The organism is Acinetobacter sp. ANC 4636, from assembly GCF_054454555.1.
Genome location: NZ_JBTKVD010000006.1, coordinates 26,616 through 43,308 on the forward strand (window position 1 = coordinate 26,616; position 16,693 = coordinate 43,308).

The following is a 16,693-nucleotide window of genomic DNA, read 5'->3' on the forward strand; positions in this document are numbered from 1 at the left end:
ATCATGTTGATTGAAGCAACACAACAGTATATTCCAGACATTGTTGAGCTGGTAAATCTATCTTACCGCTCACAAGATCTGCGGGGTTGGACATCAGAAGCCGATGTGGTTGAGGGAGATCGGATATCTGCTCAACAGCTTCAGGATTTATTTATTGCTGACTCTAAAATCCTGTTGTTGTTTGATGCTGCTGCACTGATTGCCTGTGTGCATGTGCAGAAACATAAAGATCAGGCCTATATTGGTATGTTGACCACACATCCACAGTGGCAAAATCAAGGGTTGGGTAAACAGGTGTTGCAGTTTGCAGAAGATTTTGCTCAGGAAAATTTTGCGGTTACAGATTTTAAAATGTCAGTACTGTCTTGTCGTACCGAATTAATCGAGTTTTATTTGCGTCGGGGTTATGTATTGACAGGTGAAACTGAAGATTATCCAATCGATGCGAATGTAGGGCAGCCATTATTTGAGAATATTCGGCTGTTGCATTTAAAGAAATTGGTTCGCTAATATAATTATAGAATTTGATGAAATAAAAATGAGTTTAAAAGATCGAGCTTCACTGATTCATGGGTATGGTGGCTCGATCGGATTGATTCAATCTGTTTTTCTGCGCCAATTTTCTTTCATATTTTGCGGTTTTGGTAGAGTGGGTGAATAAATTGTTTTACGACAACTTGTGTCGTTACAATCGTTATTAAAAAAAATTAGACAAATAGTTGGTTATATAATTATGCAATATAGAGAAAGTTACTATGAAATTTTTGATATCTCTAATTTTGAGTCTGAGCAATTTGAGCAGTTAGGGACTAAAAGTAAATTCTGGTACGTTGATGATCAACAAAGACAATATCTCTTTAAAAGTATTGAGTCTAAAGGTGGTGATAGAATTGGTGAAGATTGGGCTGAAAAAATTTCATGTGAGTTAGCCCAATGTATAGGTTTACCTCATGCTTATTATGAATTAGCTATTCATGATGGTGTGAGAGGGGTAATTACACAGAATTTTATTTCTCAAAAAGGGGAATATTTAACTTCAGGTAATGAGCTTCTACAAGAGTATTTAAGAATATCTACTGATGAAAATCCCAATATACAGTACATAAAAGATGTATATGAAATTATGACTCAAAAGATAGTGGGAAAACCTATTGGTTTTGATAGTTTTCCTAATGTTAAAACAGCAAGTGAATTTTTTGTAGGTTATCTAATGTTTGATGCTTTGATTTCAAATCAAGATCGCCATAATGAAAATTGGGGAATGATTCGTACAGTAAGAGCTGCTACTCATTTGGCCCCTAGTTATGATCATGGAGCTAGCTTGGCTAGGAATGAAAGTGATGCTCAAAGAAAGACTAGACTTTTATCTAAAGATAAAGGTCAACAAGTCGCATCTTATGTATTGAAGGCCCGCTCACAATTTTTAGATCCATCTAGTAATAAAAAGCTGAAGTTACTTGAAGTTTTTTATCAGTATGGAATGCTTGAAAAAAAAGCAGCAAGGGCTTGGTTAACTAAATTAAGATTCTTGGATGAAGGGTGTTTAAGAGGTTTAATTAATAAAGTTCCACATACTTTAATGTCTGATGTTTCCAAGGAATTTACTTACCAATTAATAGAGCATAACAAAGAAAATCTACTAAAATTGAATAATGAGTTTTTATAATGTTTGTTAGAGTTATTAAGGGATTGTCATAATGAAGAGTGTTTTCGTAATGTGGCAAGATTTAGCAGGTACTAGAATGTGGTATCCAGTTGCTAAATTGGTACAGTCTTCAGAGAATAGCTATCTTTTTCAATATACAAAAGGTGCAAATCATAAAAATTTTAGCTTCTTCCCGAGTATGGAAGACAAAAGCAAAATTTATAAGTCGGATAAATTATTTACTTTTTTTCAAAATAGATTAATGCCAGAAAGTAGGCCAGAACATGACAGTATGTTTGAGTGGTCTGGCTTATCTGTAAGTTCAAAAGATTATTTAGAGCTATTGGCTATCTCTGGTGGTGAGAAAAAGACTGATCATTTTCGTATTGTAAGCCTCCCTAAAAATGATGATGGATTTTACAGAGTAAAGTTTTTTGTAAGTAGTATTAATTACTTAAATCCTAAAGAGAAAGAGAATTTAAAATTAATCCAAACTGGCGATAAATTAAGTTATCAATTTGATAAAGAAAATCCAGTAGATGACGAGGCAACTATTTTATTGAAGGATTTTCAATTAAAAGTTGGCTATCTTCCACATTATCTATGTAAAGATCTAAAAAATCTTTTGGAGTATGTTGGTCCACAAGATATTGATGTTGAAGTTAAAAAAGTAAATTTAGATGCGCCTGCTCAATTCAAAGTTCTGTGTGAATTAAAAACTAAATGGCCTAATAAATTTGAACCATTTAATTATCAAGAATTCGAAACTATCTAAAAAAATCCCCGCACTAAGCGGGGATTTTCTTTCAAGCTTAAATCAAACACGTTCAATAATAGTCGCAATACCCTGACCTAAACCAATACACATAGTCGCTAGACCGATTTGAGTATCTTTTTGCTCCATGACATTGAGCAAGGTCGTGGTAATACGCGCGCCTGAACAACCAAGCGGGTGACCAAGTGCAATTGCGCCGCCGTTGAGATTGACGATATCCTGTTTCTCATACAAACCTAAGCCTTTGAGTACCGACAAACCTTGAGCAGCAAAGGCTTCATTCAGTTCAATGGTTTGAATGTCAGATATACTTAAGCCTGCACGTTTTAAGGCTTTTTGTGTCGCAGGTACAGGGCCATAACCCATAATTGCCGCATCACAACCTGCCACTGCCATTGAGCGAATCACGGCACGTGGTTTGAGACCTAAATCTTTGGCACGTTCAGCGGACATGAGTAACATGGCAGATGCACCATCAGACAGTGCTGATGAGGTTGCTGCGGTTACTGTCCCGCCTTTTGGATCAAATGCAGGGCGAAGCGCTTGGAAAGCTGCCAGATTGGCATCGGCACGAATCACTTCATCGACATCGCAGAAGATTTTAAAACCATCAGCATTATGACCTTCAACGCCAACAATCTCATTTTTAAAGCGACCTTCTTGGGTGGCTGCCCAAGCGCGTTTATGTGATTCAACCCCAAAAGCATCTTGCTCTTCACGGCTAATGCCATTCATGCGACCCAGCATTTCTGCGGTCAAGCCCATCATGTTTGAGGCTTTGGCATAGTGTTTAGACGCTTCAGGATTGAGGTCAACCCCATGCATCATGTTGACATGACCCATGTGTTCCACACCACCAATAATGAAGATTTCACCTTGATGTGTGGCGATTTGAGCCGCCGCAGTATGAATCGCCTGCATCGATGAACCGCACAAACGGTTGATGGTTTGACCTGCAACGGTTTTTGGCAAACCTGCCAGCAAACTAGCATTACGGGCAATGTTCCAGCCTTGTTCAAGGGTCTGATTCACACAGCCCCAAAGCACATCTTCAACTTCATTCACGTCAAAGCTGTTACGTGCCACCAACGCACGAATCAGGGCAGCCGACAGATGCTCGGCACGCACATTGCGGAACATTCCGTTTTTGGATTTGCCCATGGCGGTACGCACGCCATCAACAATCACAACGTCACGTGGATTTAAAGTAGTCATTCACGCTGCTCCTTAACCGTAAAATTTCTTGTTGTTTTCAGCCATGTCACGCAGCAATTGCGGTGCTTCATAGGCTTTGCCCAAATGTGCATAGGTGTTGCACAGTGCCACGTATTCAGCGACGCCAGTCTGGTCGATATAACGGCATGGCCCACCACGGAAGGCAGGGAAACCAATACCCATGATCATTGCCATGTCTGCTTCATGTGGTGTAGCAACAATTTTATCTTCTAGGCAACGAACCGTTTCATTGCAGAGCGCCAACATCATACGGTCAATGATTTCCTGAGGGTCAAGCTCACGTTTCTCACCTGTGACCACAGCGGCAATCAGTTCATAGGTTGTCGCATCAACGGTTTTGGCTTTTTTGCCTTTCTTGTCGAGTTCGTATTTGTAGAAACCGACATCATTTTTCTGACCGAGGCGTTTTGCTTCATATAAAGTTTCGATTGAACCTTTGAAGTCTGGTTTCATACGGTCAGGGAAGCCTTCTGCCATGACCTCAGCACCGTGTACACCTGTATCGATACCGACGACATCCATCAAGTAAGCAGGGCCCATTGGCCAGCCAAATTTTTCCATGACTTTGTCGATTTGCTGGAAGTCTGCACCGTCTTTGAGTAACAGATCAAATGCGCCGAAGTAAGGGAACAGAACGCGGTTAACCAAGAAGCCTGGACAGTCATTGACGACAATCGGGGTTTTACCCATTTTCTGAGCCAACACAACTGTCGTTGCAATCGCTTCTTCAGAGGTGTGTTCACCACGAATCACTTCTACCAGTGGCATCATATGCACAGGGTTAAAGAAGTGCATGCCGACAAAGTTTTCAGGGCGTTTTAGCGCTTTGGCCAAACGGGTAATCGAAATAGTCGATGTGTTAGATGCAAGAATGGTGTTGTCACGCACTTTGCTTTCGGCATCGGCAAGAACCATTTCTTTGACTTTTGGATTTTCAGTCACGGCTTCAATGATGATGTCGACTTCTTTAAATTCGTCATAACTTAAAGATGGACGGATACGGGTCAGGGTTTCGCCCATTTTTGCCGCAGTTAATTTGCCACGTTCGACTTGTTTGGTGAGTAATTTGTTGGCTTCAGACATCCCCAATGCGAGTTGTGGGTTGCCAATGTCTTTCATAATAATCGGCGTGCCTTTACTTGCAGCCTGATAGGCAATACCACCGCCCATGATCCCTGCACCTAAAACTGCAGCTTGGTTGATCGGATGTGCACCTTTCTCATGTTTTTTCGAGGCTTTTTTCACAACCTGATCGTTGATGAATAAACCAATCAAGGCTTCTGCCTGTGGCGTCACCGCAGCTTTGGCAAAGCCTTGCGCTTCGATTTTGACTGCTTCATCACGAGTGAGTGTTGCACCTGCTTGTAGTGAGTCCAGCATCAGTTTTGGTGCTGGGTACTGGGCAGGGTTGGCTTTAGACAGCACCGCAGCTTTGGCGGTGGTAAATGCCATCATTTGTTCAATTTGATTGAGTTTGACTGGATCAAGTTTTTCCTGACGTTTGGCTTTCCAGTCCAGACGTCCAGCAATCGCTTGTTTCACCAAATCAATCGCGGCGACAACGACTTTGTCATCGGCAACTACAGCATCAACTGCACCATCTTTGAGTGCAGCATCCGGTTTTTTAGGGACAGCCATAGCGATCCATTCAACCGCATTGTCAATCCCGATGATACGGCTTAAACGGACTGTGCCACCAAAGCCAGGGAAGAGACCAAGTTTGATTTCAGGTAAGCCAACTTGTGCCGATTGTGCCATCACGCGGTAGTCACACACCAGACACATTTCAAAACCGCCACCCAAAGCCATGCCATTAATGGCAACCACTTTCGGGATATTCAAATCTTCAAAACTGTTAAACACTTGATGAATGCTTACCAGCCAGTCCTGAATCACTTGCTCACCTTGAGCAAAATTTTCCCCAAATTCAGTAATGTCTGCACCGACAATAAATGTCGATTTGGCAGAGGTTACCACTAAGCCTTGAATTTCAGGATGTGCCTGTACCGCAGCGATTGCGGCTTGGAAGTCATTAATGGTGGCTTTATTGAATTTATTAACCGACTCACCGAGTAAGTCAAAGCGGAATTCTGCAATTCCGTCCTGTAGCATTTGGACGGTAATGGCATTGCCAGCGTGGATCATGCCCTGATCTCCTTTATTTTGGAGGACTTGTACGTTGATGTTATTGGGTTATGGTGCAAAGCACGCATCTGGAGTGCTTTTCATCTTACGATAACTCTAAACAAAAAATATGCTTGGAGTTGTATCAAGCCGTGACGCAATGGTCACTGATTTTTTGCATCAAAAGCGAACTGGGCAGTTTTTTTGTTGAATATGCATACCTAAAATACAGATTTCTAGAATTTATCATGATGTAAATCATTGGCTTGTAAAATAATCATCTGGGAATTTTGAAAAAATTATAAAAATGTATTTTTTGTCATTTGAGTCAATTCTATAAACCTTCTACAAGGAGGATGCATACAAAATTGCACAGCGCTTTAATTTGAATACACGACTCTCTAGAAAATACCGACAAGCAAATTCCGATGGGTGTTTAGGGCTGCACACTTAAGTCACGTAAAGAAGTATTATTCAACAATAACCAAGAATATGCTGGGTTAAATCGTTATGAAAGAAGCATAATCATTGCGTGATTAATCAATCTACCCAATAATCAACGAAAATTATTTCGCCTGAATTTATAAAAATGAAAGTTAGAATTATTTTTAAACATTCCTCTAACAACAGCCTTTTCTCTAGTAAGTTTTTATTTTTTTGGTAAAATTTCACAACATGATAATCAGTTGCTTTTTTAGGCTGATCGAATCATTGATTAATTCTGAGTAATACTATGATTAAATGGATTATTTTAGCGATTTTTGTGATATCAGCACTGTATATCCAATATCGCGGCAAAGTGCGTCATTCGTTTTATCGTCAGTTTTTTGACCATTCAACCTTGCTCGCACCGATTAATTTCTTAATGTATGCCTTTTCGAAAGTACCCAATCAGCCGTATATCGAAACGCAATACTTTAAAGATCTGAAAGTCCTCGATGAAAACTGGGAAATGATTCGTGATGAAGCCAAAGCACTGTATTCGCGTGGCGGCATTAAAGCAGCAGATACCTATAATGATTTAGGCTTTAACTCGTTTTTTAAAACAGGTTGGAAGCGTTTTTATCTAAAATGGTATGATTCTGCACATCCTTCAGCAGCCGAGCTTTGCCCAAAAACTACAGCTTTGCTGAAAACACTGCCGAGCATTAAAGCCGCAATGTTTACTGAACTCGCGCCAAACAGTCGTCTGGTTCGTCACCGTGACCCTTATGCTGGCTCATTGCGTTACCATTTAGGTTTAATGACCCCGAATGATGATCGTTGTTTTATTGATGTCGATGGGCAACGGTATTCTTGGCGTGACGGGCAAAGTGTCGTATTTGACGAAACTTATATTCATTATGCTGAAAATAGCACAGAGCAGAACCGCATCATCTTTTTTGCCGATGTTGAACGCCCCCTCAAAAGCCGTTTGATGGAAAAATTTAACCACTGGTTTGGTAAAAATGTCATGACTGCGGCAAGCTCACCGAATGATACAAATGATCAAACAGGCGGATTAAATAAAGCCTTTGCTTATGTGTATCAGATTCGTTTAAAGGCCAAAGCGTTGAAAAAAACCAATCGTCAGTTGTACTACGTTTTAAAATGGGTACTGATGCTCGGTATTTTCTTCCTGATCTTTATTCGTCCTTATGTGTTTAAATAAAAAAATGTGATTTAAAACGCCCAATAATGGGCGTTTTTTTATGCATAAAAAATATTATTTTTCATTGTCTAAAAATAAATATTCCATAAAATTGGAGATAAATTCATCAAAAACAATGGTAGGAAAAATACAAATGAAAACCAAACAACTTGCGGTTTTATTGGGGGCATTGGGGCTGAGTGTGTTGGGACATGCTACGACATGGTTTGCGGGTTCAGAGCATCGCGGCAATGTGAATATCCGCATTTCAGGCGGTGCAGGGGTGACATGGAACTGTAATGGTCGTGAATGTCAAATGTCTGGTCCTTGGGGCAATGATTTATCGCTTGAGTCTTGTCAGAACTTGGCAGCACAAGTGGGTGAGCTACGTTATTACGGCAACTCGGCGGGACGCATGTGGTCAGCGGGTTCATCTGCTTTGAATCAGTGTAATCAGGCAGCCAGTCGCCCAAGCAACCATGGGGAAACCGTATGGTATGCTGCAAGTCATTATCGGGGTAAAGTTCAAACTCAAATTTCAGGTGGTGCGCCTGTTGTTTGGGATTGCAATGGGCACGAATGTAGTATGTCTGGCCCTTGGGGCAATGATTTATCCGTTGATTCTTGCCGTAATTTGGCAGCGAAAGTCGGGCGTATCAGTAGCTATAGCAATTCGGCAGGTGCAGAGTGGCACAGTGGTTCACGAGAGCTTGCGAGTTGTAATGCAGCAGCACGTTAAATCATTTTATTCTTGAAATCTGCGGGTTCAGGCGCTACATACTGTCATAACTGTTTTGATTGCTGAGCCAGCCGTGAACCCAAACGCCCGCGAACACATTGAGCAACTGCTTGCCAAAATGACCCAATTGCCAGGGGTATATAAAATGCTGGGCAAGGAGGGCGAGCTGTTGTACGTGGGCAAAGCTAAAAACCTGAAAAATCGGGTGTCGAGTTACTTTGTCAAAACCATTGAACATCCAAAAACCCAGGCTTTGGTTGCACGCATTTATGATATTGAAACGCTGGTGGTGCGTTCTGAAACTGAGGCGTTATTGCTTGAACAAAACCTGATCAAGTTACATCGCCCGCCGTATAACATCATGCTGCGGGACGATAAATCCTATGTTTATATTTTCATTTCGGCTGATCAGCCTTATCCACGGATTGCCAGTGGACGCGGCAAGGGCAAACATCAGATTGGTAAATTCTTTGGGCCTTATCCGAGCGCTTATGCGGCACGCGATACTTTATTGATTTTGCAAAAACTGTTTAATGTGCGGCAGTGTGAAAACAGTTATTTTTCTCAGCGTAAACGTCCTTGTTTACAGTATCAAATTAAACGTTGTACTGCGCCGTGTGTCGGGCTGATTTCTCCTGAAGACTATGCACAAGATGTGCAAAACTCGATTCGCTTTTTGCAGGGCGACACGAAAGAATTAAATCAAGAACTGATCCAAAATATGGAAGCAGCAGCTGCACAGTTAGAATTTGAAAAAGCTGTGTTTTATCGTGACCGATTGGCATTGCTGCGTGAAGTTTCAGCGCAGCAAGCCGTTTATAAAATCAAGGGCGAAGCCGATATTCTGGCGATTGCGCAGCAGGCAGGCGTGACCTGTGTACAGATCATGTATGTACGTAATGGACGGATGCTCGGAGGAAAAAGCTATTTCCCCGATATGCTCAGTGATGACCTCGGGCAAATGCTCAGTGATTTTATGGCCAATTTTTACTTTCAGGTTGCCGATGAAATTCCACAGGAATTGATTGTGAATACTGATCTGCCTGATCGTGGTGAGCTGGAACAGGCACTCAGCCAGCAGTTCCAGAAAAAAATTCAGATTAAGCCGAATGTACGTGAAACCCGTGCCGAGTGGTTGGAACTGGCACAAATGAATGTGCAACATGCGATTCAGGGACAACTGAATCAGCATCAGGAATTACACGAACGTTTTTATCAGTTAGAGCAGATTTTAGAACGCCCGATCGACCGTATTGAATGTTTTGACATTAGTCATACCATGGGCGAAGCCACCATTGCATCCTGTGTAGTGTTTGATCAGGGTGGGGCACGTAAACGCGACTATCGCCAGTTTGCCATTGAAGATATTCAGGCAGGAGATGACTATGCCGCCATGCGCCAAGCCTTGACCCGCCGTTATAAAAAAGCGCCTTTGCCTGACTTACTCTTGATTGATGGTGGTAAAGGTCAGTTGCACATGGCGATGCAGGTCATGCAAGACTTGGGACTGGATGCGTTTATGCTTGGTGTGTCCAAAGGCGAAGGACGTAAACCGGGACTGGAAACTTTGCACTTTACCGATGGACGTAAAATCCAGCTGGCAGAAGATCATAAAGCGTTGCATCTGATTCAGCAGGTACGTGACGAAGCACACCGTTTTGCGATTACCAAGCACCGCGCCAAACGTGATAAGCGTCGGGCAGGTTCTGTCTTAGAAGTGATTCCGGGGCTTGGACCTAAGCGCCGCCGTGATTTGTTGACGCATTTTGGCGGAATACAAGGTGTGCTGAAAGCCTCGGAAAAAGAACTGACTTTGGTGCCTGGGCTTGGAGAGGTCATGGCACGCACGATTTATCAGGTACTGCATGAGTGATGGCATGAATTTGCTGTTATTGAGGATAGGGGCTGGTCGATGAATCTTTTGCCTTGCTGTATCGGCTTTGTAGTCGACACATCTATGCATTTCGTATAAAGTGTGACTGTATTGATCAGTCAAAAATACGTTTAAAAATCACTCTATGCGGACTTTGCAAGGGCTATATTGGCGGTGGCTATGACAACAGGGCGAATCCTGAATATTCCAAATATTCTCACCATTGCACGAATTGTGCTCATTCCCGTATTTTTACTTGTGGCTTACTGGCCTCCTGCAATTGGTGTCGAAGGACATACTGGGAGTTTCTCACGCCACATTCTGCTGACTTCCATTTTTGTCTTGGCAGCAGTCACTGACTGGTTTGATGGTTATCTGGCGCGTGCTTTAAATCAGACCTCGGCATTTGGACGTTTCCTTGACCCTGTTGCGGATAAGCTGATGGTGGCAGCTGCTTTGGTGGTACTGGTACAGTGGAAACCGACCATTATTATGGCATTTGCTGGGATTGTGATTATTTCGCGTGAAATTACAGTTTCTGCGCTGCGTGAGTGGATGGCTGAACTTGGTGCGCGTACCAGTGTTGCAGTGTCCACCGTTGGGAAATACAAAACAGCTTTTCAAATGATAGCGATTAGCGTGTTCTTGCTGAACTGGCAGCCTCTCGATACCTTTGCTTATATCCTGTTGTATACCGCCGTGATTTTGACACTTTGGTCGATGTTTATTTATCTCAAGGCGGCATGGCCGTATTTAAAACAGCCCTGAGAGCCAAAGCCCTGTATGTTCAGGGCTTTTTTGTGCCTGTTTTTTGGGTGTGCATATTTGCTGAAATAGCATGTATGGGAAAAATAGCTAAATGATTTATAAAGTAAAATTTTATAAAAATAATCCTTATTGAAAAACTTGGCTTTATGCAAGGGCTATTAGCAATAACACTGTATAACATTACAGATGCTGACAACTGTGTTGAGAAAAACTACCTTTTTTTAAAAAGAGCTCTGTCAAGATGCTGTGCGGCACGTGAAGTTTTCCTTCAAGGATTAGGGATGATGTGTTGTCAAACAGGGAAGAGATAGGAATAACAAATAACGAGCTGTCTTATTCTTTCATTTTAGACGGTTATTTATGAAAACAATGTTTTTAGATCGGAAGTTTTATCCGAGCGATTTAATGTCAGGTTTAGTGGTGTTTCTGGTGGCGTTGCCGTTGTGTTTGGGAATTGCCCATGCATCGGGAGCGCCGTTATTGTCAGGTGTGATTGCAGGTGTAATCGGCGGAATTGTAGTCGGTGCATTGAGCGGTTCACAGATTAGTGTTTCAGGCCCTGCAGCGGGTTTAACTGCGATTATTTTGACACAGCTCATGGCGCTGGATGGTCAGTATTCGGCATTTTTGCTGTGTGTAATTTTGGCAGGGCTGCTACAAATGGTCTTTGGCTGTTTAAAGCTGGGCAGCTTTGCCAATTTTGTCCCAACCAATGTGATCTTGGGTTTGTTGGTGGCAATTGGTTTAATTCTCATGATCAATCAGTTACCTAACTTGTTTGGTTTGCATATGGCAACCGTAAAACAGTTGGGTCTGCAAAATTTCCCTCAGGTTTTACAACATATTGATGTGGGTGCAGCCGTGATTGGTGTACTGTCTGTCGCATTGATTTTGCTATGGGATCAAACGCCTTTAAAGAAGTTGCAGTTGCCATCGGCACTGGTTGCGGTGGTATTTGCAGGCGTTCTGAACTGGTTGTTGATTCAGACTGGTTCAAGTTTTGCGGTAGGTGATCAGCATTTGATTGATTTACCGAGTTTGTTTTCTTCGGAAGAGAAAATTTTTTATTTCCCAGATTTTTCTTACTGGAATAACCCGCAAATTTATGTGGGAGCAGTCACGCTTGCTGTGGTTGCATCGTTGGAAACTTTGCTGAATCTGGAAGCTGCCGACAAGATGGATCCGCAAAAGCGCAGTTCACCGCCAAATCGTGAATTGCTGGCGCAGGGGATTGGTAATACGCTATCGGGTTTTGTCGGCGGGATGCCTGTCACATCGGTGATTGTACGAAGTTCCGTCAATGCGACCAGTGGTTCCAAAACTAAAGTATCGACCATTTTTCACGGCATTTTGCTGATTATTGCGATTGTGTTTTTAACGCCTTTGCTGAATGTTGTGCCACTGTCGGCATTGGCAGCAATTCTGTTACTTACAGGTTATAAACTGGTACAGCCAAAGCTGTTTATTCAGTTGTACCAGAAGGGCTGGAAGCAATTTCTACCGTTTATGGTGACCATTGTTGCAATTCTGCTGACCGATTTGTTGATCGGGATCATGATTGGTTTAGTGTTGAGTGTGTTATTTATTTTGCATAGCAATATGCATAGTGGCGTCAAAGTGATTCATGAAAAGCATTTGCATGGCAGTTTAACCCGTATTGAACTGGCGCAAAATGTCAGCTTTTTAAACCGCGCGACGTTATTGTCTGTACTCAACAAAATCAAGCGCCATGAGACGGTGGTGATTGATGCCAGTAACACCCTATATATTGATCCAGATTTGTATCAGGTGATTCATGAGTTTCAGAAGGATAAAGCCACACAACAGCAGATTGACCTGAAGCTGATTGGCTTTCAGGCACACTATCCCGAGTTGCATGAAGATGATGTGATTGATGTTGATGTCAGTACCCGTGAGCTGCAGCAACAATTGACCCCTGAACTGGTTTTGCAAAAACTCAAAGATGGCAATCAACGCTTTGTTTCGCAGCAGCGGTTACAACATAATATTGCCCGACAAATCCAGATTACCGCCAAATATGGACAGCATCCGATTGCTGCAGTGCTAGGCTGTATGGATTCGCGTGCCCCAACCGAAATGCTGTTTGATGTTGGCGTGGGTGATCTGTTTAGTTTGCGCATTGCGGGGAATATTGCAGGGGAGAAAGTGCTCGGTTCACTGGAGTTTGCTTGTAAAAGTAAAGGTTCTCGCCTGATCGTGGTTCTTGGGCATACAGACTGTGGCGCAGTCACGGCAGCATGTCAGATGTATCAGCAGCAACTTGATGTGAGTCAGGCTCAAGATACACCCAACATTCAATATGTGCTGAAACCGATTATGTCGGCTATTGATACGGTCAAAAACCGGATGGCGAATGATCCGAACGTGCACAGTTTTATTGATGAAGTGACCATGATGAATGTCAAAAACAACATGGCGTATATTCTAAAACATAGCAATGTGCTACGTGAGATGGTCGAGAAGGGTGAAGTTGGAATTGTTGGTGCAATTTACGATGTAAAAACCGGTCAAGTCAATTTTCTAGAGTAATTACCAAATCTTGTTTGATACAAGCAAGGCGGATGTTTATCCGCCTTGTGATTTTTAAAAAAGTGAATTAGTCGTGATGAGACTGCTGTTCAACCTGTTCAGCAAGGCTTAAATATTTTTTCTCAATCTCTGTAGCATGTTCTTTCAACGTCTGAATGATTTTTTCCAGATTGACGTATTCAAAACGGTTTTTTGAACCGACAACTGTTAGGGCAACAGGTGCAATTTTGCTGGAATATTTAATCGGTACGGACAAGCTTGAATAGAGTGGATTGACTTCACCTTGAGAAAAATAATAACCCTGCTTTTTAATTTTACGCATGTGCTGAATGAACTGGCTTTCATCCTGAGCAAAACCGACTTTGGCAAGTTGTGCGGAATAATGCTCGTAGAAATTGTGCAAGCCTTGCTTGTTCATGTGTGCCACAATAATTTTGGGTGATGCTCCCATATAGACAGGGCGCGGGCTACCTCGACCATACGACACCAGTAAGTTGCCTTGAAAAGACTCATCATGAATGTCGATACAGTAATCATGGTTTAGGAAAGTGAGTAGGCAACTGAGTTCGGTATGCTCAACAATATCTTTCATATACGGAATACTGACTTGAACCAACGGATCAGTCGTCCGTGAAATATAGTCCAGTACCGCAATTTTCGGTCCAAGTGTATAGTCGCCTGAAGTACCGCTAATACGTTGCAATAAATCCGCGGACACCAGCTCTTTTAAGTAACGATAGCTTGTCGGTCGGGATAAACCGAGTTCCTGACTAATAATATCGACATTGATGACGTGTCGAGAAATCGAGAATAAATCTAAAACGGTTAAAATTTTACCAAAGCTCGTAACAGCCATAGAGAATAGATTTCCCAAAAATAAAGGTGGCAAAGTCGTTATATTTTATAAAACGGTACATCTTTTCGCATAAAAAAAACATAAGATGTTTGTATAAAATAACATAAATTATCAAATTAAGATATTAGTGTTGACGAATATGTTTTTTTTTGAAAAAATCGGCAAACCAAATATCGAATGAAGACGTTAAATTGCATCTTCTTTGCATTAAACGAATTCAACTCTTTGCTTTCTTGCACCTCAAACAGGCAAGAAAACCTCCGACCAAATACAGCGCCTGTAGACAAGCCTATGGGTTAAGTATGCTATGGCATTGTGACAAATCATAGATTTGCTGTTTGTTGAGCAAATGTTAGAACATTATTGTCTTTAATTTGAGCAAAGAGTGATACATCATCAAAATCTAACCGAGTATTCGAGAGATATGCATGTTGCTCTATAAACAGTTGTTGGCGTTTCGCCCTTCAAAAATGGATTTTATCTTTGCGGTAAAAACCTTTATTGCGGGCATGTTGGCACTGTATCTCGCCTTTTGTTTAGATTTGACCTATCCCATGTGGGCCATCGGCACCGTGATGATTATTGTCAATCCATATTCAGGTATGGTGTCGTCCAAAGCGCTTTACCGTTTATTGGGTACTGCCGCAGGGGCGGTGGTCGCAACGCTGGTTACACCCCATTTGATCAATACGCCATTTTTGTTTATGTCAGTCTTGGCAGCTTGGGTAGGCTTCTGTTTATATATCTCTTTACTAGACCGCACACCACGTAGTTATGTTTTCATGCTGGCAGGTTATACCACCGCCATGATTGTATGTAACTCGATTAATAGTATCGAAACCGTGAGTGTCTTTGATATGGCACTGGGACGCGTACTTGAAATTTCGCTGGCGGTGGTTTGTACTGCGGTGGTCTTTGCCACGATTTTCCCTATGCATCTGGGGCCAGCCATTCAACAGCGGGTCGATAAAACCTTAAATGATACTCGCCAGATTTTTCAGAAAATTTTAACTGAGCATATTGCTGACAATAACTATACCCAGCTGCTCGGTGCAATCACCAGTGATATTGCAGATATACATGCTTTGGCAGCACACTTGGCCTATGAAAAAGGCGAACTGCAAGGCATGACCAAACCGATTCAGGAGTTACTGCATCAGGTCACCATGATTGTTTCCAATCTGACAGCGACAGCAGAACGGATTCGCCAGCTCAATGCCATCGATGCGCATTATCAGCAAGGCGTATTGACCCTGCATCAACATATTCGAGTATTTATTCAAAGTAAAACAGAGGTTCAAGAATCTGATTTAACGGCATTACCTGCTGAATTTGAACAGGATTTTAAACATCTGCATCAGCTGGCACGCCCAGAACAACAGATCATACTTGATGGTCTGAAAATGGATATTCGCCATCTGATTCAAAATGTTTTTACAGTGAAACTCATTTGGCAATTGATTCAACGTGGTGACAAGCACATTCCTGAATCAATCGCGACTTTGACCACCAGTTATCCAAGTTTGCATCGCGATCATGGTATGGCACTGCGTGGGGCGCTTGCAGCGATGGTGGCAATTCTTGTGTCATTTTCGCTGTGGGTGTATAGCGGCTGGAGTGCAGGTTACATGATGGCACAGTTGGCAGCAGTTTCAGCGTGTATTTTAACTGCAATGGATAACCCTGTTCCTGCACTGAAACTGTTTATTCGTGGCAGTATTTATGCAGGAATTTTAACGGTGATTTATATCTTGGGCATTATGCCTGAGGTCAAGGAATTCTGGCAGTTAGGCTTAGTTCTTGCGCCAGTCCTGATTTTCTTTGTCATGCTCTATCCACATCCACCGTTGGCGGGTTTGGCATTGCCGACCATGGTGACGTTCATCATGAGTCTGAATTTGCAAAACCGTTATAGTATTGACCCCGTAAAGTCCTTTGAAGGTTGCTTGGGTAGTGTAGCAGGTCCTATTATTGCGGTACTGGCGGTGTATTTTATTCGTGCCATTTCTCCCGAACAAAGTGCCAGCCGAATTTTATCCCTCCACTATAAAGCCATGCGCGAAGCATTGTACTTACCTTATGGCGTTGAATTCCGAATTCATTTACGCAGTATGCTAGATCGAATAGGCGTACTAAATACTAAGCTGGTTCAGTCTGCTGACTTAAAGCAAGCCATGAATTTGGCCCTGATTGAAACCAGTGCAATTGTGGATTTAAGCCGCTTGGATGAGCTGGCTAATCGGGCAGAAATGCCTACTGAATTGAAAACAGAGATTGGTGAATTGCAAAGCATATTAGACGATGCTTTTCGCAATCAGGAAAAGCAGTTGCATTTGGCAGAAGATATTCTTGCGCAGGTCATGCAGAAGATTACACAGTTAGAACAACAACTTCAGCAAGAAACGCCAGCCGATATTGAACAGCGGTTACGCATTAGTCTTAACAATATCCGTAGCAGTATTTTTCATATTTCAACCACGCAGGCAGGGGCATAAGC

12 protein-coding genes and 1 pseudogene are annotated in these 16,693 nt (G+C 42.2%); 10 read left to right on the top strand and 3 right to left on the bottom strand.

Annotated elements, in window-relative coordinates:
- The first annotated feature begins 3 nt into the window (after nt 1–3).
- The 4 genes and pseudogenes from ACX1N5_RS07985 (at nt 4) to ACX1N5_RS08000 (ending at nt 2,420) form a co-directional block, all read left to right on the top strand.
- Nucleotides 4–510: a GNAT family N-acetyltransferase gene (locus ACX1N5_RS07985; protein WP_458801561.1), complete on the top strand. Its 507-nt coding sequence runs from the start codon at nt 4–6 to the stop codon at nt 508–510.
- A 37-nt stretch (nt 511–547) separates the two neighbouring features.
- A pseudogene (locus tag ACX1N5_RS07990) lies at nt 548–648 on the top strand (phosphatidate cytidylyltransferase); the annotation flags it as partial.
- A 31-nt stretch (nt 649–679) separates the two neighbouring features.
- Nucleotides 680–1,666, top strand: a complete 987-nt coding sequence (locus ACX1N5_RS07995) for a HipA domain-containing protein (RefSeq protein ID WP_458801559.1) — start codon at nt 680–682, stop codon at nt 1,664–1,666.
- Between the two features lie 49 nt (nt 1,667–1,715).
- Nucleotides 1,716–2,420, top strand: coding sequence for a HipA N-terminal domain-containing protein (locus ACX1N5_RS08000; RefSeq protein WP_458801557.1), 705 nt, complete (start codon nt 1,716–1,718; stop codon nt 2,418–2,420).
- Between the two features lie 42 nt (nt 2,421–2,462).
- Here ACX1N5_RS08000 and fadA read toward each other — a convergent pair whose 3' ends face one another.
- A complete protein-coding gene (gene fadA, locus ACX1N5_RS08005) occupies nt 2,463–3,635 on the bottom strand; it encodes an acetyl-CoA C-acyltransferase FadA (RefSeq protein WP_458801555.1) in 1,173 nt (390 codons plus the stop codon).
- A 12-nt stretch (nt 3,636–3,647) separates the two neighbouring features.
- Nucleotides 3,648–5,801: a fatty acid oxidation complex subunit alpha FadB gene (gene fadB / locus ACX1N5_RS08010; protein ID WP_458801553.1), complete on the bottom strand. Its 2,154-nt coding sequence runs from the start codon at nt 5,799–5,801 to the stop codon at nt 3,648–3,650.
- Nucleotides 5,802–6,513: 712 nt separating this feature from the next.
- Between fadB and lpxO the strand changes: the two genes are divergently transcribed.
- The 5 genes from lpxO to ACX1N5_RS08035 all read left to right on the top strand — a co-directional run bounded on the left by lpxO (nt 6,514) and on the right by ACX1N5_RS08035 (nt 13,340).
- The gene (lpxO, locus tag ACX1N5_RS08015; protein WP_004749860.1) at nt 6,514–7,431 is read left to right on the top strand and encodes a lipid A hydroxylase LpxO; all 918 of its coding nucleotides are present in this window, start codon (nt 6,514–6,516) and stop codon (nt 7,429–7,431) included.
- Between the two features lie 394 nt (nt 7,432–7,825).
- Entirely contained in the window at nt 7,826–8,149 is a 324-nt protein-coding gene (locus tag ACX1N5_RS08020; RefSeq protein ID WP_458801593.1) for a hypothetical protein, read from the top strand.
- 73 nt (nt 8,150–8,222) lie between these two features.
- Nucleotides 8,223–10,022 (top strand): excinuclease ABC subunit UvrC, encoded by a 1,800-nt coding sequence (gene uvrC, locus ACX1N5_RS08025; RefSeq protein WP_458801551.1) that lies wholly within the window; start codon nt 8,223–8,225, stop codon nt 10,020–10,022.
- Between the two features lie 180 nt (nt 10,023–10,202).
- On the top strand, nt 10,203–10,790 hold the full coding sequence (gene pgsA / locus ACX1N5_RS08030) for a CDP-diacylglycerol--glycerol-3-phosphate 3-phosphatidyltransferase (protein ID WP_004749857.1): 588 nt from the start codon (nt 10,203–10,205) through the stop codon (nt 10,788–10,790).
- Nucleotides 10,791–11,150: 360 nt separating this feature from the next.
- Complete coding sequence (locus ACX1N5_RS08035; RefSeq protein ID WP_458801549.1) at nt 11,151–13,340, top strand: solute carrier family 23 protein; 2,190 nt, start codon at nt 11,151–11,153, stop codon at nt 13,338–13,340.
- Between the two features lie 67 nt (nt 13,341–13,407).
- On the opposite strand, the gene ACX1N5_RS08040 is transcribed toward ACX1N5_RS08035, so the two are convergent.
- Complete coding sequence (locus tag ACX1N5_RS08040; protein ID WP_458801547.1) at nt 13,408–14,196, bottom strand: IclR family transcriptional regulator; 789 nt, start codon at nt 14,194–14,196, stop codon at nt 13,408–13,410.
- A gap of 428 nt (nt 14,197–14,624) precedes the next feature.
- On the opposite strand from ACX1N5_RS08040, the gene ACX1N5_RS08045 reads away from it, so the two are divergent.
- Entirely contained in the window at nt 14,625–16,691 is a 2,067-nt protein-coding gene (locus tag ACX1N5_RS08045; protein ID WP_458801545.1) for an FUSC family protein, read from the top strand.
- Nucleotides 16,692–16,693 lie beyond the last annotated feature (2 nt).